The sequence below is a fragment of the Streptomyces noursei ATCC 11455 genome, assembly GCF_001704275.1.
Taxonomy (GTDB): domain Bacteria; phylum Actinomycetota; class Actinomycetes; order Streptomycetales; family Streptomycetaceae; genus Streptomyces; species Streptomyces noursei.
Map to the genome: position 1 here is coordinate 3,536,550 of NZ_CP011533.1, position 20,614 is coordinate 3,557,163.

Annotated in this window: 19 protein-coding genes and 1 tRNA gene; 8 read left to right on the forward strand and 12 right to left on the reverse strand. The window is 73.6% G+C overall.

Translation table 11 applies throughout. The features are described 5' to 3' along the window. Nucleotides 1-15 precede the first annotated feature (15 nt). Nucleotides 16-1,974 (forward strand): transglycosylase domain-containing protein, encoded by a 1,959-nt coding sequence (locus SNOUR_RS14635; RefSeq protein ID WP_067347086.1) that lies wholly within the window; start codon nucleotides 16-18, stop codon nucleotides 1,972-1,974. A 45-nt stretch (nucleotides 1,975-2,019) separates the two neighbouring features. On the opposite strand, the gene def is transcribed toward SNOUR_RS14635, so the two are convergent. The 8 genes from def to SNOUR_RS14675 form a co-directional block, all read right to left on the reverse strand. Then, on the reverse strand, nucleotides 2,020-2,649 hold the full coding sequence (gene def / locus SNOUR_RS14640) for a peptide deformylase (protein ID WP_067347088.1): 630 nt from the start codon (nucleotides 2,647-2,649) through the stop codon (nucleotides 2,020-2,022). Between the two features lie 70 nt (nucleotides 2,650-2,719). Continuing rightward, nucleotides 2,720-3,718 carry a tetratricopeptide repeat protein gene (locus SNOUR_RS14645; RefSeq protein WP_039632926.1) on the reverse strand — a complete coding sequence of 333 codons (999 nt, stop codon included), beginning with the start codon at nucleotides 3,716-3,718 and terminating at the stop codon, nucleotides 2,720-2,722. A 333-nt stretch (nucleotides 3,719-4,051) separates the two neighbouring features. Next, the gene (locus tag SNOUR_RS14650; protein ID WP_107407300.1) at nucleotides 4,052-5,452 is read right to left on the reverse strand and encodes an HD-GYP domain-containing protein; all 1,401 of its coding nucleotides are present in this window, start codon (nucleotides 5,450-5,452) and stop codon (nucleotides 4,052-4,054) included. Continuing rightward, the gene (locus SNOUR_RS14655; RefSeq protein ID WP_067347090.1) at nucleotides 5,449-6,852 is read right to left on the reverse strand and encodes an HD-GYP domain-containing protein; all 1,404 of its coding nucleotides are present in this window, start codon (nucleotides 6,850-6,852) and stop codon (nucleotides 5,449-5,451) included. The genes SNOUR_RS14650 and SNOUR_RS14655 overlap by 4 nt, the downstream gene beginning before the upstream one ends. Nucleotides 6,853-7,125: 273 nt before the next feature. Further along, nucleotides 7,126-7,518 carry a mycothiol system anti-sigma-R factor gene (gene rsrA, locus SNOUR_RS14660; RefSeq protein ID WP_039632928.1) on the reverse strand — a complete coding sequence of 131 codons (393 nt, stop codon included), beginning with the start codon at nucleotides 7,516-7,518 and terminating at the stop codon, nucleotides 7,126-7,128. After that, nucleotides 7,515-8,216, reverse strand: coding sequence for a sigma-70 family RNA polymerase sigma factor (locus tag SNOUR_RS14665; RefSeq protein ID WP_067358318.1), 702 nt, complete (start codon nucleotides 8,214-8,216; stop codon nucleotides 7,515-7,517). The genes rsrA and SNOUR_RS14665 overlap by 4 nt, the downstream gene beginning before the upstream one ends. Nucleotides 8,217-8,557: 341 nt before the next feature. Next, nucleotides 8,558-9,205: an alpha/beta hydrolase family protein gene (locus tag SNOUR_RS14670; RefSeq protein ID WP_067347092.1), complete on the reverse strand. Its 648-nt coding sequence runs from the start codon at nucleotides 9,203-9,205 to the stop codon at nucleotides 8,558-8,560. A 54-nt stretch (nucleotides 9,206-9,259) separates the two neighbouring features. Next, nucleotides 9,260-10,090 (reverse strand): SOS response-associated peptidase, encoded by an 831-nt coding sequence (locus tag SNOUR_RS14675; protein WP_067347094.1) that lies wholly within the window; start codon nucleotides 10,088-10,090, stop codon nucleotides 9,260-9,262. A gap of 35 nt (nucleotides 10,091-10,125) precedes the next feature. Between SNOUR_RS14675 and SNOUR_RS14680 the strand changes: the two genes are divergently transcribed. From SNOUR_RS14680 to SNOUR_RS14695, 4 genes are all read left to right on the forward strand, one after another. After that, on the forward strand, nucleotides 10,126-10,839 hold the full coding sequence (locus SNOUR_RS14680) for a M50 family metallopeptidase (RefSeq protein ID WP_067347096.1): 714 nt from the start codon (nucleotides 10,126-10,128) through the stop codon (nucleotides 10,837-10,839). A 176-nt stretch (nucleotides 10,840-11,015) separates the two neighbouring features. Beyond that, nucleotides 11,016-12,368: a 3-phosphoshikimate 1-carboxyvinyltransferase gene (gene aroA / locus SNOUR_RS14685; RefSeq protein WP_067347098.1), complete on the forward strand. Its 1,353-nt coding sequence runs from the start codon at nucleotides 11,016-11,018 to the stop codon at nucleotides 12,366-12,368. A gap of 13 nt (nucleotides 12,369-12,381) precedes the next feature. Continuing rightward, nucleotides 12,382-13,389: a ribosome small subunit-dependent GTPase A gene (rsgA, locus tag SNOUR_RS14690; protein ID WP_039632936.1), complete on the forward strand. Its 1,008-nt coding sequence runs from the start codon at nucleotides 12,382-12,384 to the stop codon at nucleotides 13,387-13,389. Between the two features lie 137 nt (nucleotides 13,390-13,526). Further along, nucleotides 13,527-13,850: a DMT family transporter gene (locus SNOUR_RS14695; RefSeq protein WP_067347099.1), complete on the forward strand. Its 324-nt coding sequence runs from the start codon at nucleotides 13,527-13,529 to the stop codon at nucleotides 13,848-13,850. Nucleotides 13,851-13,867: 17 nt separating this feature from the next. On the opposite strand, the gene SNOUR_RS14700 is transcribed toward SNOUR_RS14695, so the two are convergent. Continuing rightward, nucleotides 13,868-14,515, reverse strand: coding sequence for a TetR/AcrR family transcriptional regulator (locus SNOUR_RS14700; protein ID WP_067347101.1), 648 nt, complete (start codon nucleotides 14,513-14,515; stop codon nucleotides 13,868-13,870). Between the two features lie 184 nt (nucleotides 14,516-14,699). On the opposite strand from SNOUR_RS14700, the gene hisN reads away from it, so the two are divergent. Beyond that, the gene (gene hisN / locus SNOUR_RS14705) at nucleotides 14,700-15,503 is read left to right on the forward strand and encodes a histidinol-phosphatase (protein WP_067347103.1); all 804 of its coding nucleotides are present in this window, start codon (nucleotides 14,700-14,702) and stop codon (nucleotides 15,501-15,503) included. Nucleotides 15,504-15,705: 202 nt separating this feature from the next. Continuing rightward, nucleotides 15,706-16,104 (forward strand): CBS domain-containing protein, encoded by a 399-nt coding sequence (locus SNOUR_RS14710; protein ID WP_067358320.1) that lies wholly within the window; start codon nucleotides 15,706-15,708, stop codon nucleotides 16,102-16,104. A gap of 179 nt (nucleotides 16,105-16,283) precedes the next feature. Here the strand turns inward: SNOUR_RS14710 and SNOUR_RS14715 are convergent, their stop codons facing one another. Beyond that, on the reverse strand, nucleotides 16,284-17,747 hold the full coding sequence (locus tag SNOUR_RS14715; protein WP_067347105.1) for a catalase: 1,464 nt from the start codon (nucleotides 17,745-17,747) through the stop codon (nucleotides 16,284-16,286). Between the two features lie 160 nt (nucleotides 17,748-17,907). Here SNOUR_RS14715 and SNOUR_RS14720 point away from each other — a divergent pair, with 160 nt between their 5' ends. Further along, nucleotides 17,908-18,327, forward strand: coding sequence for a Fur family transcriptional regulator (locus tag SNOUR_RS14720; RefSeq protein WP_039632946.1), 420 nt, complete (start codon nucleotides 17,908-17,910; stop codon nucleotides 18,325-18,327). A gap of 179 nt (nucleotides 18,328-18,506) precedes the next feature. On the opposite strand, the gene SNOUR_RS14725 is transcribed toward SNOUR_RS14720, so the two are convergent. Both SNOUR_RS14725 and SNOUR_RS14730 read right to left on the reverse strand, forming a co-directional pair. Further along, nucleotides 18,507-18,580 (reverse strand) — tRNA-Met (locus SNOUR_RS14725). Nucleotides 18,581-18,701: 121 nt separating this feature from the next. Continuing rightward, nucleotides 18,702-20,537: a tetratricopeptide repeat protein gene (locus SNOUR_RS14730; RefSeq protein ID WP_174717871.1), complete on the reverse strand. Its 1,836-nt coding sequence runs from the start codon at nucleotides 20,535-20,537 to the stop codon at nucleotides 18,702-18,704. Nucleotides 20,538-20,614 lie beyond the last annotated feature (77 nt).

Here is a 20,614-nt window from a genome sequence, read left to right on the forward strand (position 1 = left end):
CACATCTACGCAGATATGGAGGGCAGGAAGAAAAGTCGCCGATACATCGACTACCCCCGTCTCGGCCGCAAGGGGGTGCGCCGCTGGCTGCCGTCGTGGCGCCTGTGGCTGGGCACGTTCACCTTCGTCCTCGCCTGTCTGGCGGGGCTGTTCGCGTTCGTCTACGCGAAGATCGACATCCCCAACGAGAACGCGCTGGCCGCCCGCGAGGCCACCGTCTACTACTGGGCGGACGGCAGCCAGATGGTCAGCGTCGGCGCCGTCAACCGGCAGAACGTCACCCTCGACAAGGTGCCCAAGCACGTCCAGAACGCGGTGATAGCGGCGGAGAACGCCACCTTCTACGAGGACCACGGGGTCTCCCTCACCGGCATCGGCCGGGCCGTGGTGAACATGCTCTCCGGCGGGGACACCCAGGGCGGTTCGACCATCACCCAGCAGTACGTGAAGAACACCTATCTCTCGCCGGACCAGACCGCCGCCCGCAAGGTGAAGGAATTCATCATCGCGCTGAAGGTCAACAACCGGAAGTCCAAGCCGGAGATCCTGCGGGGCTATCTCAACACCAGTTGGTTCGGCCGCGGTTCGAACGGCATACAGGCCGCGGCACACGCCTATTACGGCATCGACGCCAAGGACCTCGATCCCAGCCAGGGCGCCCTGCTGGCCGCCGTGCTGAAGGGCTCCGAGCAGTACGACCCGGGGCTGAGCAAGGCCAACCACGCCCGGGCGGTGGCCCGTTGGAAGTGGATCCTCGACCGGCTGGTCGCCACCGGCGCGATGAGCCAGGAGGAGCGGGCGCAGTACCGCGACTTCCCCGAGCCGCACCCGGTGGCCAAGCCCACCAGCCAGGCCGGCCAGATCGGCTATCTCGTCGACGTCGCCAACAAGTTCGTCAAGAGCGCCACCGGGCTGACCGACAAGGACCTGGCCCGCGGCGGCTACCGCATCCACACCACGTTCGACAAACAGCGCACCCTCCGGCTGGAACAGGCGGTCGACGGCGTCCGGACGAAGAGCCTCGATCCGAAGAAGCGCGCCGCGGACACCTTCGTGGAGTTCGGCGCGGCCTCGGTGCGCCCCGGCGACGGCGCGATCGTCGCGCTCTACGGCGGCGCCGACGCCACCCGGCACTTCAGCAACAACGCCGACACCACGGCGGTGCCGGCCGGCTCCGCCTTCAAGCCGTTCGTGCTGGCCACCGCCCTCCAGCAGGAGGCCGAGCAGTACGGCGACCAGCCGCGCCCGGTGGACGCCCCCAGCCGGGCCGAGGAGCTGCGCGGCGCCCTGATGCGGGGCGACAACATCCCGTTCGTGCAGGCCGGGAAGCAGCTCGGGCTGGAGCGGATCCGGGACCTGACGCTCGGCCTCGGGCTGCGCAAGGAGAGCCTGGCGCAGCTGGAGCAGACCTTCCCGCTGGGCACCTCGGCACCCAGTGCCGTCCGGCTGGCCAGCGCGTACACCACCTTCGCCAACGGCGGGCTGCACGCCGAGCCGTACGCGGTGGCGAAGATGAGTCACCAGGGCAGGGCCGTGACCGGGTTCGAGCGCACCGAGCCGCAGCGGGTGGTCACCCCGGCGGTCGCGCAGGAGATGACCAACACGCTGTCGGGGCTGGGCTGGCGGGCGCTGGGCGTGCCGGGCGGGAAGCCGGTGCGGCAGCCGGTCGCGGCCGCGGTCAGCGAGGCCAAGGACCGGATGAAGTCGGCGTGGTTCGTCGGCTCCCCGCCGCCGGCCGGCGCCGCCGACTGGGGCGCGGGGTGGGCCGGGTCGGGTCCCGGCGGGGCCGGTGTCCGCGCCGACCGGGCCTCCGGTCAGGGGGACGGTGGCGAGCCCACCACCGCCATCACTCTCTTCCGCAACAAACCGGGCGCGCCCCAGCTGCTGCCGCTGAACGGCGTCGGCGGCCCCGACACCGGGCTGGGCACCTCGCTCCCGCCCCAGGTCTGGGCCGCCTACCAGAACGTCGCATAGGGCCGGTCCGGTGGATCGGGGCCGGAGCCCCGTCGCGCCGTCGTCTCAGTCGTTGGGGACGACGGGGTAGCGGGGCTCCCGCTCGGCCATCTGCTTCAGCGCGTCCTTGCGGTCCCGCTTGGAGAGCCGGTCGATGTAGAGGTAGCCGTAGAGGTGGTCGGTCTCGTGCTGGAGGCAGCGCGCGAAGTAGCCGGTGCCCTGGACCACGATCGGCTCGCCCTTGGCGTCCTGGCCACGGACCACCGCGTAGTCCGGGCGGGGCAGCTCGGCGTACGCGCCGGGGACGGACAGGCAGCCCTCGTTGGAGTCGTCCAGCACCCGACGGCCGGCGGGCAGCTCGTCCAGGACGGGGTTGCACACCGCGCCGACGTGCCGGACGCCCTCGTCGTCCAGGCAGTCGTAGACGAAGACCTTGAGGTCCACGCCGATCTGGTTCGCGGCCAGGCCGACGCCCTCGGCGGTGCGCTGGCTGGCGAACATGTCGTCGATCAGCTGCGCCAGCTCGTCGTCGAACGCGGTGACGTCCTTGCACTCCTTGTGGAGGACCGGGTTGCCGACCACGGTGATCGGACGGGAGGTGCCGCGCTCCCGGTGGGCCGCCTCGCGTTCCTTGGCGTCCGTGACGTCGTCGATGAACTCGACGCTCTCCTGCTGATCACTGTCCTGCTGGGCCATCTCCGCCGTACGCCTTCCTGCAAAACCCTCGGGGAACGCCCTACAGCCTACGGGGGGACGCGGTCACCGCTCAGCAGACCTCTTCAAGATCACGCCATTCCCGGGTGTCCGGGCTGTCCGCGACCCAGCCGTCCAGCAGCCCGCGCACCAGGGCCGCGGGCGCCGCGATGCCGCACTCGCGCTCGGGGACCCACAGCGAGCCGGAGCCCGCCGTGCGGTGGCCCAGCGGCCCGGGGTGGCCCGGCTCGCTGTGGTCGTGCGGGTCCAGGTGCTCGCCGTCGCCCTCGTCGCTGGGCATCCGGCTCTCGGAGCACGTGCGGCACAGCAGCCGCACCGACGACGACCAGTCCTCCGCGGCGAAGCCGGCGTCGGCCGCCAGCTGCTCCAGCGCGTCCCGGTCGGCCTCGGAGGCGGCCTCCAGGAGCACCACCCAGGTGGGTACCGGGGAGGGCGCCCACAGCTCGATCTCGTCGAAGACCGGGAACGCCCGGGTCTCGCCGCCGACCGCGGTGGTGGTCCGCTCGCCGTGCGGGACGCCGTCGTGCAGCACCACCTCGCCCCAGCGCCGCCCGGAGGACGGCAGCGGGATGGAGAGCACCTCGATCCGGGCCGGGTCCAGGCGGCGGCCCCAGACCACCTCGGCCTCGCCCTCGGGCGAGAGCCGGACCGCGGCACTGCCCAGCGCCATTCCCAGCGGCTCCCCGGTGGGCGAGCCCTCGCCGGGGACCTTCAGCCCGTACGCCTGCCAGGCGCGGCGGGCCAGCGGCCAGTCCTGGAGGGCGGTGGCGGCGATGCCCACGTTCCACCAGTCGGGGGCCCCGGTCTCGCGGTCCAGCAGCGCCACCGCGCGCAGTCCGGCGGCCCGGGCCTGCTCCCAGTCGTGCCGGAACTTGTGCAGCAGCGCGAGGTTGAACCAGGACTCCGACAGCCAGGGCTCCATGTCCGCCGCGCGGGTCAGGAGCGCCCCCGCGTCCTCGTAACGGCCGTCGCCGATCAGCGTGAAAGCGCGGTCGGTCGCCTGCCGCCACGAGGCGGAGGGCCGGTGCCGTACCTTGCCGAAGATCCTCACGATTCCCGCCTGCTGGTTGCTCTTGTGCCGCTCCGGAGGTGTCCCGGGCGGCGCCCGGGACCTTCTGGGGGCCCACTCGACAACCTGCCACAGATTGCCGTCGGGCTCAGCCCGGTGTGCTGCGCCCCCCTGCGGCTCATGCCCTGCGCCGACCCCCTGAACCCCCGTTCAGGGGGCTCCCTTCGCATCCAACCATGCCCATCTCGCGGGGCGCTCATTACCCATGGGTTCCCGTGCGGTGGACGGCCCGGGAACACCGTGCGGCGGGGGTGTGCGGGGCCCGCCCCGGGAGCGTACGGGCCGCTTCCGCGCACCGGCGCACACCGTGCGCGATCAGCCCGCCGGGCCCCCGCGCGCCAGCACCCGGGCGAGCGCCTCGACCACCCCCGGCTCGTGGTCCCTGGCGGTTGCCAGCCGCAGCCGTTCCAGGGCGCGCAGCCGCCCGGCGGGGCCGGCGGCGCCCGCCACGAGGTCGTCGTAGGCGTTGACGGTGCGGACGATACGGGCGGTGACCGGCTGCTCCCGGTACGGATCGGCCTGCCGCTCGACGATCATCGCGACCTGTGCCGGGGCGCCGGTCTGCCGGGCCACGGCGCCGCCGAGCAGGGCGATCCGGCGCTGTTCAGCGGCCGGCAGCGGGAGCGTGGCGCCGTCCGGCACCGGGTCGACGAGCGAGAGCTGGCCGATGTCGTGCATCAGGGCGGCGTGTTCGAGGACGTCCAAGTCCGCTCCGCCTAGCCCGAGTTCCCGGCCGACCGCACGGCTGAGCGCGGCGACCCGGTGGGCGTGGCCGGGCGGGGTACAGCCGGCGATCTCAGTGGCGCGGGCCAGTGAGGCGATCGTCTGCCGGTAGGTGGCGCGCACCGCCGCGTACCGGCGGAAGGCGATCTGGGTCAGCAGCAGCGGCAGGCAGAACACCGGCAGCGCCCACGGCCCGGCGGCGGCGACGGCCAGCGCGATGACCACGCCGGTGGCGCAGATGGCGGTGCCGATGCCGGGCAGCGCCCGCAACTCGTCGCGCAGCAGCGGCCCGTACGGCCAGCCGGTCCGGGCCCGGGTCAGCGCCGCCGCCAGCACCGCGTCGCACAGCGCGGTCAGCCCCAGCAGCACGGCCAGGAAGAGCGGGCGGACCGGACCGGCCGCGCCCCAGGAGCGCAAGGCATCGACGTGGTACAGGGGTTGGCAGCAGGTGGCGGCGAACCCGACGGTCAGCACCCGGCGGGCGAGCGGGTCCAGCGCCGGCCCGCCACCGCGCACCAGGTACGGGACGATCCCCACCAGCCCGGCCGCCACCACCACCGCCACGGTCTGCGGGATCCCGTGCACGGCCGGCCGCCCGCCGGTGGCGTCGAGCAGCGCGTACCCGAGCGCCCCGGCCGCGCCGAGCGGGGCGCCCTCCCGCAGGCCGGGGAGCGGCGGTGCCGCGCGGCGGGTCCGCGCGGCCGGCGGCTGCGGCCCGCGCACCGGGGGGATCGGGGGTTCCGCCGCGGAGGAGGCTCCCGCCGCCGGAGCGACGTCGGGGGCGGGTGCGGAGCGGGGTGCTCGGGGCGGGTGGGGCCGGTGGCCGGCCGGCCGGGCGGGGAGCCGGCGCACCGCCTCGCCGGCCGCGATCAGCGCCCCGAAGGCCAGCGCGGTGCGCGGCCCGGTGATCCCGTGCCACAGGGTGTGGCCCAGGCCCCAGCAGGCCAGTACGGCGGCCGGCCCGTGCACCCAGGCGGTCGCGCGGCGGCTCATCGGGCGGCGCCGTGGCCCGCGCCCGGCCGGTGGGTCCGGGCCGGAGGGACGTTTCCGCGCCCCGCCGGGACCGGGTCCGGCGCCCGCTGCTCCTCCGCGGTCACCTGGTCCGGCCGCCAGTCGTGCTTGTCGAGGGCGGCGGCCAGCGCCCGGACCATCCGCGGGTCGAACTGCGTCCCGGCGCACCGGCGGAGTTCGGCGACCGCGGCGGGGACCGGGCGGGCGCGGCGGTAGGAGCGGGTGGAGGTCATCGCGTCGAAGGCGTCGGCGACCGCCACCACCCGGGCGCATTCCGGGATGTGATGCCCCGTCAGTCCGTAGGGGTAGCCGCTGCCGTCCATCCGCTCGTGGTGGTGCAGGATCGCCGCCCGCGCCTCGCCGAGGAAGCCGATGCCGCGCACGATCTCGTGGCCGTACTCGGGGTGCAGCTCGATGATCCGGCGCTCCTGCGGGGTCAGCGGGCCGTCCTTGCGCAGCAGCCGGGTGGGGACGCCGAGTTTGCCGACGTCGTGCAGGATCCCGGCGAACCGCAGCACCTCCAGCCGGTCCTCCGCCATGCCCAGCTCCCGGGCGATCAGCACCGACGCCCGCCCGACCCGCTCGCTGTGCCCGCGGGTGTAGCGGTCCTTGATGTCCACGGCCTGGACGAGGGCCCGCACGGTGGCCTGGTGGGCGGCGCGTTCCCGCTGGTACTGCGCGGACGCCCAGCAGGACAGGTGCACCGGCAGCAGCACCAGCAGCGCCGCCGTCGGCCCGTAGACGCTGTGCCAGAGCACCGCCATCATCAGCCCGGTCAGCCCGTGGACGAGGTGCGGGACCGGCAGCCGGGCCGCCGGGCCGCGCCAGGCGGTGCGCACGGGGTGCCGCTCGGCGAGGACCAGCACCCCGCCGCCGAGCGCGACGAGCACGGCGCAGAAGGCCCCGGCGGCGGCCAGCGCGGGCGGCAGCAGCTCCGGGAAGGGCGCGGCGGCCGGGGCGGCGGGCGCGACGGTCCGGAAGACGTGGGCGGCCGTCCAGGTGGCGAGGGCGAGTTCGGCGGTGTGCCAGACGCGGCGGGCCACCGGCCAGGGCCGGACGGCCGGGGTGAGCAGGGCGCCGGGGACGGCGACCAGGACGGCCAGCGACGGCGGCAGCAGGAAGGATCCGGCGAGGACGACGGGGGTGGCCCAGCCCGGCGGAAACGTCCCGGGCGTCGCGTCGGGGCCGGTGGCCTGCCGCGCGGGGCCGTCGGTCAGCGGGCAGCGGCGCATCCGCTCGCACAGGCCGTGGAGGGCGCCGAGGGCCAGCGCGCCGGTCCAGGGGGCGGCGGCGCCGAGCCGGACCGCGGGGGCCGCGCAGAGCGCCGCGGCCAGGGCGGCACAGCCGATGTACATCCGCGCGGCCGCCGGAAGTTCCCGCATCGCGCCCTCCTCACCCTCCCCCAGCTACCGCTGGGAGGTGCCCCCAGCCCGACGCACCCGCCGCCACACGGCGGGAGACCACGCACCGCGGGGGTCCGGCGAGAATAGAGGGGCCGGGGCGCCGGCGGAGGCGCATCGGCGGATCGAGCGGGACGGATCGCCCCACCCCTCACTCCCAGGGATGACGGGAGCGCGCGCCCGTTCGAGACACGGGCGGGTCGGGCGTACGCGCGCGGGCCGTGCGGAGCCGGGCTCCGGAGGGGCCGTGCGGTCCTACTCTGCGTGCGCGGCGTTGCCCGCCGCGTCGGCCTTCGGGGACGCGCCGGCGGCGCCCTGGGCGTCCGCCGCCCGCTCCCGCTGGGCCTGTTCGTGCCGGGCCTGGTCCAGCACGCTCACCTCGGGCACGGTCTCGCCGGCCCGGATCAGCTCGATCCGGCCCATGACCTTCGACCGCAGGTCCACGGGCACGTCGTCGTGCCCGCAGCAGCGCTTGACCAGCTTCTTGACGGCCTGCTCCAGGCCGTACTTCTCCAGGCACGGCGAGCACTCGTCGAGATGGACCTGGAAATCGGCGCACTCCCCGGCCGGCATCTCGCGGTCGAGATACTCGTAAAGGTGGTCAAGGACCTCTGAGCAGTCCTTCTCGTGCGGCTCTCCGCAGCTCATGATCCCGAGCCTTTCCGGTCGTGCGACTCCGGCGCCGGCGCGGACTGCGCCTCGGCAGCCGCCCCCGCCGGGACCAGCCCGCGGTCACGGGCGTAATCCTCCAGCATGCCGCGCAGTTGGCGCCGGCCACGGTGGAGACGGGACATCACCGTGCCGATGGGTGTCCCCATGATGTCGGCGATCTCCTTGTACGCAAAGCCCTCGACGTCCGCGAGATAGACGGCGATCCGGAATTCCTCGGGGATCGCCTGGAGCGCGGCCTTCACGTCCGAGTCGGGGAGGTGGTCCAGCGCCTGCGACTCGGCGGAGCGCAGACCCGTCGACATGTGGGACTCGGCGCGGGCGAGCTGCCAGTCCTCGATCTCGTCGGCGGCGCTGCGCTGCGGCTCACGCTGCTTCTTGCGGTAGGAGTTGATGAAGGTGTTGGTGAGGATCCGGTACAGCCACGCCTTGAGGTTGGTGCCCTCCCGGAACTGGTGGAAGGACGCGTACGCCTTGGCGTACGTCTCCTGCACCAGGTCCTCCGCGTCGGCCGGATTGCGCGTCATGCGCAGGGCGGCGGAGTACATCTGGTCGAGGAAGACGAGGGCATCCCGCTCGAAGCGCGCATTGCGCTCGACGTCGCTCTCCGTCCGGCCCGTGGGCTGCTCCGCAGCCGAGCCGTCGGTCCCTGCGTCGGTTCCGGTGACCGGACCCACCTCCTCCAACACCGTGGCGGATCCCGCGGCTGCCGCCGCGGACCCTCTCGATTCGGAGAATAGACGACGATCCGGTGCCGCCGCCGCTCCAGCCAGAGCGGGCTGCGTCACCTGCATCTGCGACCACTGCAGGTCGGCGGCCGGGCGGGCCGGGCAAGCGATCCCCATACGACGGACTCCCATTCCTCGTGCGCGCTGGACGTACTCCACTGCCTTCGCCTGGCACAACAGCGGCACGGGTGCGGATCATTCCCGGCCGGACGGGCCGGTTTCGCCGCCTGTTCCGGCGGGTCGGGTCGGGGCTCCGCGCACCGGGCGGCGCCCCGACCGGGCCCGGTCGGTCAGCCGAACATCCCGTCCAGCCACGCCACCACCGCGTCGGTGAGCACCGCCATCGACTCCGCCTCGGTCACCCCCGCCGACTTCGGCACCGCGAAGCCGTGGTCGCCGTAGGCCACCTCGGTGAGCCCGGTGCCCGCGGGGAACTCCTCGGGGCGCCCGAACGGGTCCCGGCCGCCCTGCACCACCAGGGTCGGCACCCCGGCGCCGGTGAGCTCCTCCGCCCGGGACTTCTCCGGCTTCCCCGGCGGGTGCAGCGGGAAGCTCAGCGCCAGCACGGCCTGCGCACCCAGCTCGCGCGCCGTGCGGCAGGCCACCCGGGCGCCGGCACTCCGGCCGCCCGCGACCACCGGCAGGCCGGGCTTCTCCAGCGCCGGCCAGAGCGCCGTCCACCCGGTGTCCAGGGTCTTCGGCGCGGGCGCCACCTTCTTGCCGGCCACCCGCCACGGCTGCTCGACCAGCGCCACGGTGTAGCCGCGGGCCGGCAGCACGGCCGCCAGGGCCTGCAGGTCACGCGCCTCGATGCCGCCCCCCGCGCCGTGGCCGACGGCGACCACGGCCCGGGCCGGCTCGGCGTCGCGGTACCAGGAGATCCGGGCGTCGCCCGCCGGCGTCGCGACCGTCTCGCTCTCGTTCGCCCTCGTACTCATACGCCCATCCTGCCCGGGGCGGGCCGAGGGCGGCGGCGCGGCCCGCCCGGCGCGTCAGAACAGCGTGCCGACCTCGGGGCCTTCGAGCTCGGTGACCAGCTCCGGCCCGTTGTTGCGGACGTTGCTGACGCCGGTGGGGACCGGGTGGGCCCGCATCAGCCCGGGCGGCGGCGGGGCGAGCAGCGCGCGCAGGTCGTCGGGGTCGGTGCGGGACGGGTCGAGCCAGGCGTCCCAGCGGTCCGGCGGCAGCACCAGCGGCATCCGCGGGTGGATCTCGGCGAGCGTCCGCGGGCCGTCGTCCCCGGTGGCCCCGGCCAGCGGGGTGGTCTCAGCTTCGGTGGTGACGACCGTGCAGGTCACCCACCAGGCCAGCGGGTGGTCGCCGGGCAGGGTGCGGTCCCGCCAGAACTCGTAGAGGCCGGCCATCGCCATCACCGAGCCGTCCGCCGGCGTCACGAAGTACGGCTGTTTGCGGGGCCGCTTCTTCCGGCCCTGCTCCTCCAGCTCCCGCTCGGCGGCACCGGTGACCCACTCGAAGTAGCCGTCCCCGGGGAGCAGGCAGCGGCGGGTCGCGAACGCCTGCCGGAACGAGGGCTTCTCATGCACCGTCTCGGCCCGGGCGTTGATCATCCGCGCGGCGCCCTCGGGTGATTTCGCCCACGACGGGACCAGGCCCCACTTGAGCGTCCGCAGCTGGCGCACCGGGCCGGGCGGGAAAGCGGCGGCGGCCTCGCCCTTGAGGGGACGTTCCAGTACCGCCTGCACGTTGGCCGTCGGGGCGATGTTCCAACTGGGCGCCAGGGTCTCCGTGGGCTGCCACTGCTGGACGTCGAAGATCCCGACCAGGTCCTCGGGCTGCCGGCTCGCTGCATACCTACCGCACATGCATGCCACACTGCCATGCCACACGAAGGGGAGACATGGACACCCACCACATCACGGACGTCTGGGACCGGGTCTTCTCGGCCCAGCCCGGGCCGTCGCTCTGGCTGGTGATCGCCACCGGCGTGCTGGCCCTGGGCGCCGTCATACCGCGCACCGCCTGGCGGCTGTCGCGGAACGCCGTCACGATCGCCCACGAGGGCGGCCACGGCCTGGTCGCCCTGCTGACCGGCCGCCGGCTGGACGGGATCCGGCTGCACTCCGACACCTCGGGGCTGACCGTCTCCCGCGGCAAACCGCACGGTGTGGGCATGATCCTGACCGCCGCGGCCGGCTATCTGGCCCCGTCACTGCTGGGTCTGGCGGGCGCCGCCCTGTTGGGCGCCGGGCACACCACGGCGCTGTTGTGGGGGGCCACCGCGCTGCTGCTGGCGATGCTGGTGATGATCCGCAACGCGTACGGCGTCCTGACCGTCGTGCTCGCCGGCGGCACCTTCCTCCTGGTGTCCTGGCTGACCGCGCCCGAGGTGCAGGCGGGGTTCGCGTACGCGGTGGTGTGGTTCCTGCTGCTGGGCGGCGTGCGGCCGCCGTTCGAGCTCCAGGGGAAGCGGCGGCGCGGCGGCGCCGTGGACTCCGACCCCGACCAGTTGGCCCGGCTCACCCACGTCCCGGCCGCCGTCTGGCTCGGCTTCTTCCACGTGGTGACCCTCTGTTCCCTGATGGGCGGCGGGCGCTGGCTGCTCGGTGTATGAGGAGCCGATGTCCCTACCGATGAGCATCCGGTAACCCACATTCCGTATGTCGGTGTCGCGCCTGTTGCCCCGGAGGGGCCCGCTGCCTGCGGTTGCACCGTGGGAGCCGTGTTTCGCACAGGTTGCGCCGCTTTTGATCAAGATCGGTACCCTTGTCCAGCCATTAAAGTAAGGGCATGACCGAGAGCCCCGCCCCCCCTGCCCTGTGGCCCGCCCCCGTCGCTCCCGGGGCGGTCGATGCGACCGTCACCGTGCCCGGCTCCAAATCGGTCACGAACCGCGGCCTGGTCCTGGCCGCCCTCTCCTCGGAGCCCGGCTGGCTGCGCCGCCCGCTCCGCTCCCGCGACACCCTGCTGATGGCCGAGGCGCTGCGCGCCCTGGGCGTCGGCATCGAGGAGACCGCCTCGTCCAGCTCCGCGGGCACCTCCGGCGGCGAGGCGTGGCGGATCATCCCGGCCGGCCTGCACGGCCCGGCCACCGTCGACGTCGGCAACGCCGGCACGGTCATGCGTTTCCTGCCGCCGGTCGCCACGCTCGCCGACGGCGCCATCCGCTTCGACGGCGACCCGCGCTCCTACGAGCGCCCGCTGAACGGCGTCATCGACGCGCTGCGCACCCTGGGCGCCCGGATCGACGACGACAACCGCGGCGCCCTCCCGATGACGGTGTTCGGCGGCGGTGCCCTGGAGGGCGGCGCGGTGGAGATCGACGCCTCCTCGTCCTCGCAGTTCGTCAGTGCCCTGCTGCTGTCCGCGCCGCGCTTCAACCAGGGCGTCGAGGTCCGGCACGTCGGCGCGGCGCTGCCCTCGATGCCGCACATCCGGATGACCGTCGACATGCTCCGCAGCGTCGGTGCCCAGGTGGACACCCCGGAGGCGGGCGGCGAGCCGAACGTCTGGCGGGTCACCCCCGGCGCGCTGCTCGGCCGCGATCTGGTCGTCGAGCCGGACCTCTCCAACGCCCAGCCGTTCCTGGCCGCGGCGCTGGTCACCGGCGGCCGGGTCACCGTCCCGGACTGGCCCGAGCACACCACCCAGCCCGGCGACGCACTGCGCGAGATCTTCACCGCCATGGGCGGCTCCTGCGAGCTGACCGAGCACGGTCTGACCCTCACCGGCAGCGGCCGCATCCACGGCATCGACATCGACCTCGGCGAGGTCGGCGAGCTGACCCCGGGCATCGCCGCGGTCGCCGCGCTCGCCGACTCGCCCTCCACGCTGCGCGGGGTGGCGCACCTGCGGCTGCACGAGACCGACCGGCTGGCCGCACTCACCAAGGAGCTCAACGAACTCGGCGGCGACGTCACCGAGACCGCGGACGGCCTGCACATCCGGCCGCGTCCGCTGCACGGCGGGATCTTCCACACCTACGAGGACCACCGGCTGGCCACCGCCGCCGCGATCATCGGCCTGGCCGTCGAGGGCGTGGAGGTGGAGAACGTCGCCACCACCGCCAAGACCCTGCCCGACTTCCCCGCGCTGTGGACGCAGATGCTGGATCCGGCGTCCGCCGCCGCCCGGAGAGCCTGAGGGTCGCCGCACCATGCGTCGCTACGGCAAGAACCCCGATGAGGACGACGTCCGGGTCCGTCCCAACCGCAAGGGCAACCGCCCGCGGACGAACATCCGCCCCAAGCACGAGGACGCCCGCGAGGGCCTGGTCCTGACCGTCGACCGGGGCCGTCTGACCTGTCTGATCGACGACCGCAAGGTCACCGCCATGAAGGCCCGCGAACTGGGCCGCAAGAGCGCGGTGGTCGGCGACCGGGTCGCCGTGGTCGGCGATCTGAGCGGCGACAAGGACACTCTGGCCCGGATAGTGCGGGTCGAGCCCCGCAGCTCCACGCTGCGCCGCACGGCCGACGACGACGACCCGTACGAGCGGGTGGTGGTCGCCAACGCCGACCAGCTGGCGATCGTCACCGCGCTCGCCGACCCCGAGCCCCGGCCGCGGCTGATCGACCGCTGCCTGGTCGCCGCCTACGACGCCGGGCTGGACCCGCTGCTGGTGCTGACCAAGTCCGACCTGGCCGCGCCGGACACGCTGCTGGAGTCCTACGGCGCGCTCGGCGTCCCGTACGTCGTCACCAACCGCGAGGAGTTGGCCGACGGCAGCGCCGCCGAGCGGGTCCGGGAGAAGCTGACCGGCCGGATGACGGCGTTCGTGGGGCACTCCGGGGTGGGCAAGACGACCCTGGTCAACGCCCTGGTGCCGGAGCGCCGTCGGGCCACCGGGCACGTCAACGCGGTCACCGGCCGCGGCCGGCACACCACCACCTCGGCGCTGGCGCTGCCGCTGCCCGGCGACACCGGCTGGGTCATCGACACCCCGGGCGTGCGCTCCTTCGGGCTGGCCCACATCGACCCGTCCCGGGTCATCCACGCCTTCCCTGACCTGGAGCCGGGCACCGAGGAGTGCCCCCGGGCGTGCAGCCACGACGAGCCGGACTGCGCGCTGGAGGCATGGGTGGCCGGGGGGCACGCCGACCCGGCCCGCCTGTATTCCCTGCGCCGACTGCTGTCCACCCGGGAGCGACGCGAGGGCGACTGATCCCGGTAATCCCCTGCCGTCCATCGGGGCCAGCGGCATAATCACCCTCACACCAGGACCGGTCCGATCCGGTCTGATCCGGTCGTGATGGGTCGCCTGGGCTGAAGCAGTCACCGAGCTGACGGAGGCAATGGGATATGGCGTGGCTGATGGTCGTGGTGGCGGGCCTGTTGGAGACCGGCTTCGCGGTCTGCCTCAAGCTCTCGCACGGCTTCACCCGCCTCTACCCGACCGTCGCCTTCGCGGTCTTCGCCCTGGGCAGTTTCGGCCTGCTGACCCTGGCGCTGCGCAAGCTCGACGTCGGCCCGGCGTACGCGGTGTGGACCGGCATCGGCGCGGCCGGCACCGCGATCTACGGCATGGTCTTCCTCGGCGACCTGGTCTCCACACTGAAGATCATCTCGATCACCCTGGTCATCGTCGGGGTGATCGGGCTCCAGCTCTCCGGCTCGGCGCACTGACACCCCGACCGCCCACGTCATCCGGCGAGTCCGGCGAAGGCGCCCCGCACGAGCCGGGAGACCGCCTCGGTCTCGGCCTCGGGCCTGCGCCGCGCCCGCCGCCACGGCACCGACACCCGCACGTCGGTCGGTGGACGGACCGGTTCCGGGTCCCGCTCCGCGCTCGCCGGTGCGATCACACAGGACAGCGTCAGCCGGGCCGCGGTCTCGCAGGCCGCGTCCAGGGCCGGCAGCTCCTCCCGGGGCCGGCCGGGCGCCAGCGCCGCCACCGCCCGGTCGCGGAACCGGCCGACGAGTTCGCCGGGCCCGTCCTGACCGGCCGGCAGCCGATCGCCCCAACACCCCGTCAGCGCCGCCCGCACCAGCGGGTTCGCCCGTGCGGTCCGCAGCGTCCAGGCGGCCGCCGCGGCCACCCGGGCGCCGGCGTCGTCCGCCGGTCCGGCGCCCCCGCGGGCCAGCGCCCGATCCACCCCGGCCAGATAGGTCTCGGTCTCCCGCCGGACGAGCGCCCGGGCCAGCCCGTCCTTGCCGCCGAACTCGTTGTAGAGCGTCTGCCGGGACACCCCCGCCGCGGCCGCCACCTCCACCATCCGGACGGCCGTCCAGGCCCGGGTCAGCAGCGCCGTGTAGGCGGCGTCCAGCAGGGCCTCGCGCACCGAAGGCATCGGCCACCTCCCCGAATCCACCCGAACAGTGGTCTAGATCACAGAATTGACGCACCGTCAGGGACTGTCAAGACCCGCTGCGGACACCCCTCGGGCGGGCCCGGTCGACGACTCCGGGGAGACCACCCGGAGGGCGCGGCATGGCCATGTGGATCCCGCGTATACCAGTGGATACTGTTCGCACATGCCCGACTATCACGATGATCTCCGCCTGGCACACGTCCTGGCGGACGCCGCGGACGCCGCGACCATGGAGCGGTTCAAGGCCCTCGACCTCAAGGTGGAGACCAAACCGGACATGACCCCGGTCACCGAGGCGGACAAATCCGCCGAGGAGCTGATCCGCGGCCAACTCCAGCGCGCCCGGCCGCGGGACGCGGTGCTCGGCGAGGAGTTCGGCAGCGAGGGCTCGGGGCCGCGCCGCTGGATCATCGACCCGATCGACGGGACCAAGAACTACGTCCGCGGGGTGCCGGTCTGGGCGACCCTGATCGCCCTGATGGAGCGCGGCGAGGGCGGCGACCGCCCGGTGGTCGGGCTCGTCTCCGCCCCGGCGCTGAACCGCCGCTGGTGGGCCGCGGAGGGCCTGGGCGCCTTCACCGGCCGCAGCCTGACCTCGGCGACCCGATTGCGGACCTCCCAGGTCGCCCGCATCCAGGACGCGTCCTTCGCGTACTCCTCGCTGAGCGGCTGGGAGGAGCGCGACAAGCTCCCCGGCTTCCTCGAACTGACCCGGGACTGCTGGCGCACCCGGGCCTACGGCGACTTCTGGCCCTACATGATGGTCGCCGAGGGGACGGTGGACATCTGCGCGGAGCCGGAGCTGTCCCTGTGGGACATGGCGGCCTGCGCGGTGATCGTCCAGGAGGCCGGCGGACGCTACACCGGCCTGGACGGCCGGCCCGGTCCACACAGCGGGAACGCGGCGGCCTCCAACGGCCTGCTCCACGAGGACCTGTTGTCGTACGTCGGGGACAACCGGGGCTGACCGCCGCCGCGCGGACGGCGCCGGTCCGCCCGCCGCAAACCGCCACCGACCTGCGAAGGGGCAGATGCTCGGACTGATGTCCAACATCTGCCCCTTGTGACGTGGACGGGGGCATGTGAACATGAGAACCCCCCACTTTGTGCACTTGTGAATCGATTCGCATATTCACATGCACCCAAGGAGGTGGCTCCCCTTCATGTCCATGCTCGTCAAAGAAGCCATGAGCACGATGGTCCTCACCATCGGGCCGGCCCACACCCTCCGCCAGGCGGCACGACTGATGGCGGCCCGCCGCATCGGCGCGGCCGTGGTCTTCGACAAGGACACCTTCGGCATCGGCATCCTCACCGAGCGCGACATCCTCAACTCCCTCGGCGCGGGCGAGAACCCCGACCGGGAGACCGCACAGAGCCACACCACGTCCGACGTGGTCTTCGCGGCCCCGGACTGGACCCTGGACGAGGCGGCCGGCGCCATGGTGCGCGGCGGATTCCGCCACCTCGTCGTCCTGGACAACCTCGAACCGGTCGGCATCGTCTCGGTCCGCGACATCATCCGCTGCTGGTCCGACGTCTCCGTACGGACGCCCGCGGCGGCCTGAGGACAGCTGCCCCGGCGGTCACGGCGCGAGGGCGCACGAGCGTGCGGATGCGGGCGCACGCGCCCGCACGAAGAGGCCGGAGCCCCGTGGCGTCCGGCCTCTTCGGCATGTACGGCAAGCGACGTCCGGTCGCCCCGCGGCGGCTCGCCATCAAGATGACGGACCGCCGCGCGGGACCCCTAGCCGCGCAGGGCCTGGACCGCGGCCTCCAGCCGCTTGCCGTAGTCCGCGTCCGCCTTGCGGAAGTTCTCGATCGCCCGCTGCGCGATGTCGTCGCGGGAGACCTTGGCGATGAAGCCCGCCAGGTTGTCGATCAGGCGCTCCTTCTCGCCGTCCGACATCAGGCGGTAGAGGTTGCCGGCCTGGACGAAGTCGTCGTCCTCGGCGTGCGAGGGCGCCACGGTCTCGCCGGGCGCACCGGACACCGGCAGCGGCTGCCACAGCGCCCGGCCGGTCTGGACCGGACCGCCGAAGCTGTTCGGCTCGTAGTTCTTCTGCCGGCCGTGGCGGCCGTCGTAGAGCGCGCCGTCCCGGCCGTGGGAGCGCGCCTCGGTGGCGTGCGGGCGGTTCACCGGGAGGTGGTCGGCGTTGATGCCGACGCGGTAGCGGTGCGCATCGCCGTACGCGAAGAGGCGGCCCTGGAGCATCTTGTCGGGGGACGGGCCGATGCCCGGCACGAAGTGGTGCGGGGAGAAGATCGACTGCTCGACCTCCGCGAAGATGTTCTCCGGGTTGCGGTTGAGCTCCAACTTGCCGATCTCGATGGGCGGGTAGTCCTCGTGCGGCCAGACCTTGGTCAGGTCGAACGGGTTGAAGCGGTAGGTGGCCGCGTCGGCGGCCGGCATGATCTGCACCTGGACGGTCCAGGTCGGGAACTCGCCGCGCTCGATGGACTCGCGCAGGTCGCGCTGGTGGCTGTCGGGGTCCTCACCGGCGAGCCTGTTGGCCTCGCCCTGGGTGAGGTTCTCGATGCCCTGGTCGGTCTTGAAGTGGTACTTGACCCAGAAGACCTCGCCCGCCTCGTTGTTCCACTGGAAGGTGTGCGAACCGTAGCCGTTCATGTGGCGGTACGTGGCCGGGATGCCGCGGTCGCCGAACAGCCACGTCACCTGGTGGGTGGCCTCGGGCGAAAGACCCCAGAAGTCCCAGACGTTGTCCGCCTCCTGGGAGCCGGTGTACGGGTCGCGCTTCTGGGTGTGGATGAAGTCGGGGAACTTGATGGCGTCCTTGATGAAGAACACCGGGGTGTTGTTGCCGACGAGGTCGTAGTTGCCCTCCTCGGTGTAGAACTTCAGCGCGAAGCCGCGGGGGTCGCGCACCGCGTCGGCCGCACCGAGGTTGCCGGCGACCGTCGAGAAGCGCAGGAACGTCTCGGTCTGCTTGCCGATCTCCGAGAGGAACTTCGCGCGGGTGTACTTCGTCACGTCCGCGGTGACGGTGAAGGTGCCGTACGCACCCGCGCCGCGGGCGTGCACGATGCGCTCCGGGATGCGCTCCCGGTTGAAGTGCGCGAGCTTCTCGATCAGGAGCTGGTCCTGGATCAGACCGGGGCCGCCGAGGCCGGCCGTCTCGCTGTTCTGGTTGTCCGCGACCGGGGCCCCGGTCTCCGTGGTCAGCGGTCCGGTGGTGCTCTCTACCGACACGTGCGCCTCCTGATGTCTTCGTTCACCTGCCCTTGGCTTGCGCCGTACCCGATCCTACATTGGACAATATCTAAGTCAAGAAGAGCCCGAAACTCGTACCTGATCCGGCGATGGACCGCCGCTGCTACCCTGGTGACTATCTGACTGATAGGTGATTGGCATGAGTGACCTGCTGGAACGACTCCGGGGACGCGGCTGGCGGCTGACCGCACAGCGCCGCGTCGTCGCCGAGGTCCTGGACGGGGACCACGTCCACTACACCGCCGACGAGGTGCACGCCAAGGCGTCCGAGCGCCTCCCCGAGATCTCCCGCGCCACGGTCTACAACACCCTCGGCGAGCTGGTCTCACTCGGCGAGGTGATCGAGGTGAGCACCGACGGCCGCGCCAAGCGCTACGACCCCAACGCCCACCACGACCACCAGCACCTCGTCTGCTCGCGCTGCGGCACGATCCGGGACGTGCACCTCCACGGCGACCCGCTCTCCGCGCTGCCCGAGCCGGAGCGCTACGGCTTCCAGGTCTCCGAGGTCACCGTGACCTACCGGGGCATCTGCCCCAACTGCAGCGCCGCTTCCTGACCCCGCCTGCCCCGTCCGGGCCGCGCCGTACTCCGCCACCCCGTGGCCCCTGCCGCCCCGGGGATCTTCGGCGTTCCACGGAGCGGACACGTACGCGGAGGCGGTGGGGCAGCGCTCGAAGTCATCGCCCCGGATAAACCGAAGGCCCGGATCCTGAGGATCCGGGCCTTCGGTTTCAGTAGCGGGGACAGGATTTGAACCTGCGACCTCTGGGTTATGAGCCCAGCGAGCTACCGAGCTGCTCCACCCCGCGTCGTTGTGGCTTTACTTTAACCCCACGCCGACGACCAGCGCAAATTCGCTCCGGCCGGCCCGGGGCGCGGCCGTCGGGCTGCGCCCCGGGCACCGGGGTCACCGCCCCCGGCCGCCGGCCGTCACGCGCTCAGCTCCTCCTGGAGTGCGGTCCGCAGCCGGGCCGCCCGCTCCGCCACCTCCGGCGGGCCGAGCTCCACGGCCCGCGCGCACCAGCGCTGGGCCTCCGTGAGCGCCCCGCGGCGGGCGGCGATCAGCGCCAGCCGCAGCGCCGCCCGGCCGTGGCCGCTCTCGGCGGCGCGCTGCCACCACAGGACGGCCTCGGGGAGGCTGCCCTCGCGGGCCAGCAGCAGCCCGAGGTTGAAGGCGCCGTTACGGCTGCCGGCCTCGGCCGCCGCGCGGTACCAGGACGCCGCCTCCACGGCGTCCCCGCGAGCCGCCGCGAACATGCCAACCCGGACCTGGGCACGGCGGTGGCCCTGGCGCGCGGCGCGCTCGTACCACTGCCGGCTCTCGTCGCCCTCGGACCGCTCGCCGTCCGACTCCCCGGACCGTCGGTCGAGGAGGTCGGCGAGCCGGAAGGCCGCCTCCGCACTGCCGCCGCCGGCCGCGCAGCGCAGGTTCCGCTCCGCGTCCTGGAGGTCGCCGTCGCGCAGCTGCGCTATGGCGACCTGGAGCGCCGCGTCGGTGTGCCCGGCGGACGCCGCCCGCTCGTACCAGGAGCGCGCCAGTCGCTCCTCGCCGCGGCCGGTGAACAGGATGCCGAGGTTGAACGCGGCGTCCACGCTGCCCGCTTCGGCCGCCTTGGAGAACCACGGTTCGGCACCGGAGGCGTCGCCGCGCTGGAGCAGCAGGATGGCCAGTGCGTTGGCGGCCTCGCGGTGGCCGGCGTAGGCGGCGCGGCGGTACCACTGCTCGCCCCGGCCGGGCCGGCCCTGCTCGGCGCAGAGCAGGCCGAGGTTGTAGGCGCCGTTGACGTCCCCGGCGTCCAGCGCGGCGCGGTACCAGCGCTCGGCGGTCTGCAGCTCGCCGCGGTCGGCGTGCAGCGCACCGAGGGCGTTGGCGGCGTTGCCGTCGCCGTCCTGGGCGGCCCGCCGCCACCACTCCGCGGCGCTCTCCTCGTCCCCGGCGTCGCGGAGCAGGAAGCCCAGCGCGCAGGCGGCGCGGGCCTCGCCGTCCTTGGCCGCGGAGAGGTACCAGCGGCCGGCCTCCTGGATGTCGCCGCGCTCCTCCAGCAGCGCGCCGAGCTGGAGCGCGGCCCGCCGGTGGCCGCGGGCGGCGGCCTGGCGGTACCACTGCTCGGCCTCGGCCTGCTGGGTCAGCTCCCCGTAGGCGGGCACCGTCCGGCGGTCGCCGTCGCGGCCGTCCTCGATGAGCCGGGCGAGGCGGTAGGCGGCCTCGCGGTGGCCCCGCTCGGCGGCGGCCCGGAACCAGCGCTCGGCACCGATGTCGCCGCGGTGCTCCAGGAGGTCGGCGAGGGCGTACGCGCCCAGGCAGTGGCCGGACTCGGCGGACTGGCGCAGCCAGTACTCGGCGGCCGGCTCGTCGCCGCGCTCGCGGTAGTGGCGGCCCAGGGCGTGCGCCGCGGCGGCGGAGCCTGCGACGGCGGCGATCCGCCACCAGCCGGCGGCCTCGTCGGCGTAGCCCCGCTGGTGGAGGAGGACGCCGAGGTTGTTGGCCGCGGCCCGGTCCCCGGCGGCGGCGGCCGAGCGGAGATGCGGCTCGGCGCCGTCGAGGTCGGCGCGGCGCAGCAGCATCGCACCCAGCGCGCTCATGGCGGCGGTGTCGCCCGCCTCTGCGGCACGGCGGTGGCCGGACTCGGTCACCGCGTCGGACGCCTCGGCCGTGCCGTCGGCCTCCATCGCGTCCATCGCCATCTCGGAATCGCGCCCGTCGTCGGGCGCCTGCACAAACCGGTCCGTCTCCAACAACCTTGCCTTGTCCCCCATAAGAACCATCGTCGCATCACCCGTAACCCGCGTACACCTGGTATACCGCAGCCAGTGAGGTCACTTCGGCGGTTTGTCGACTTCCC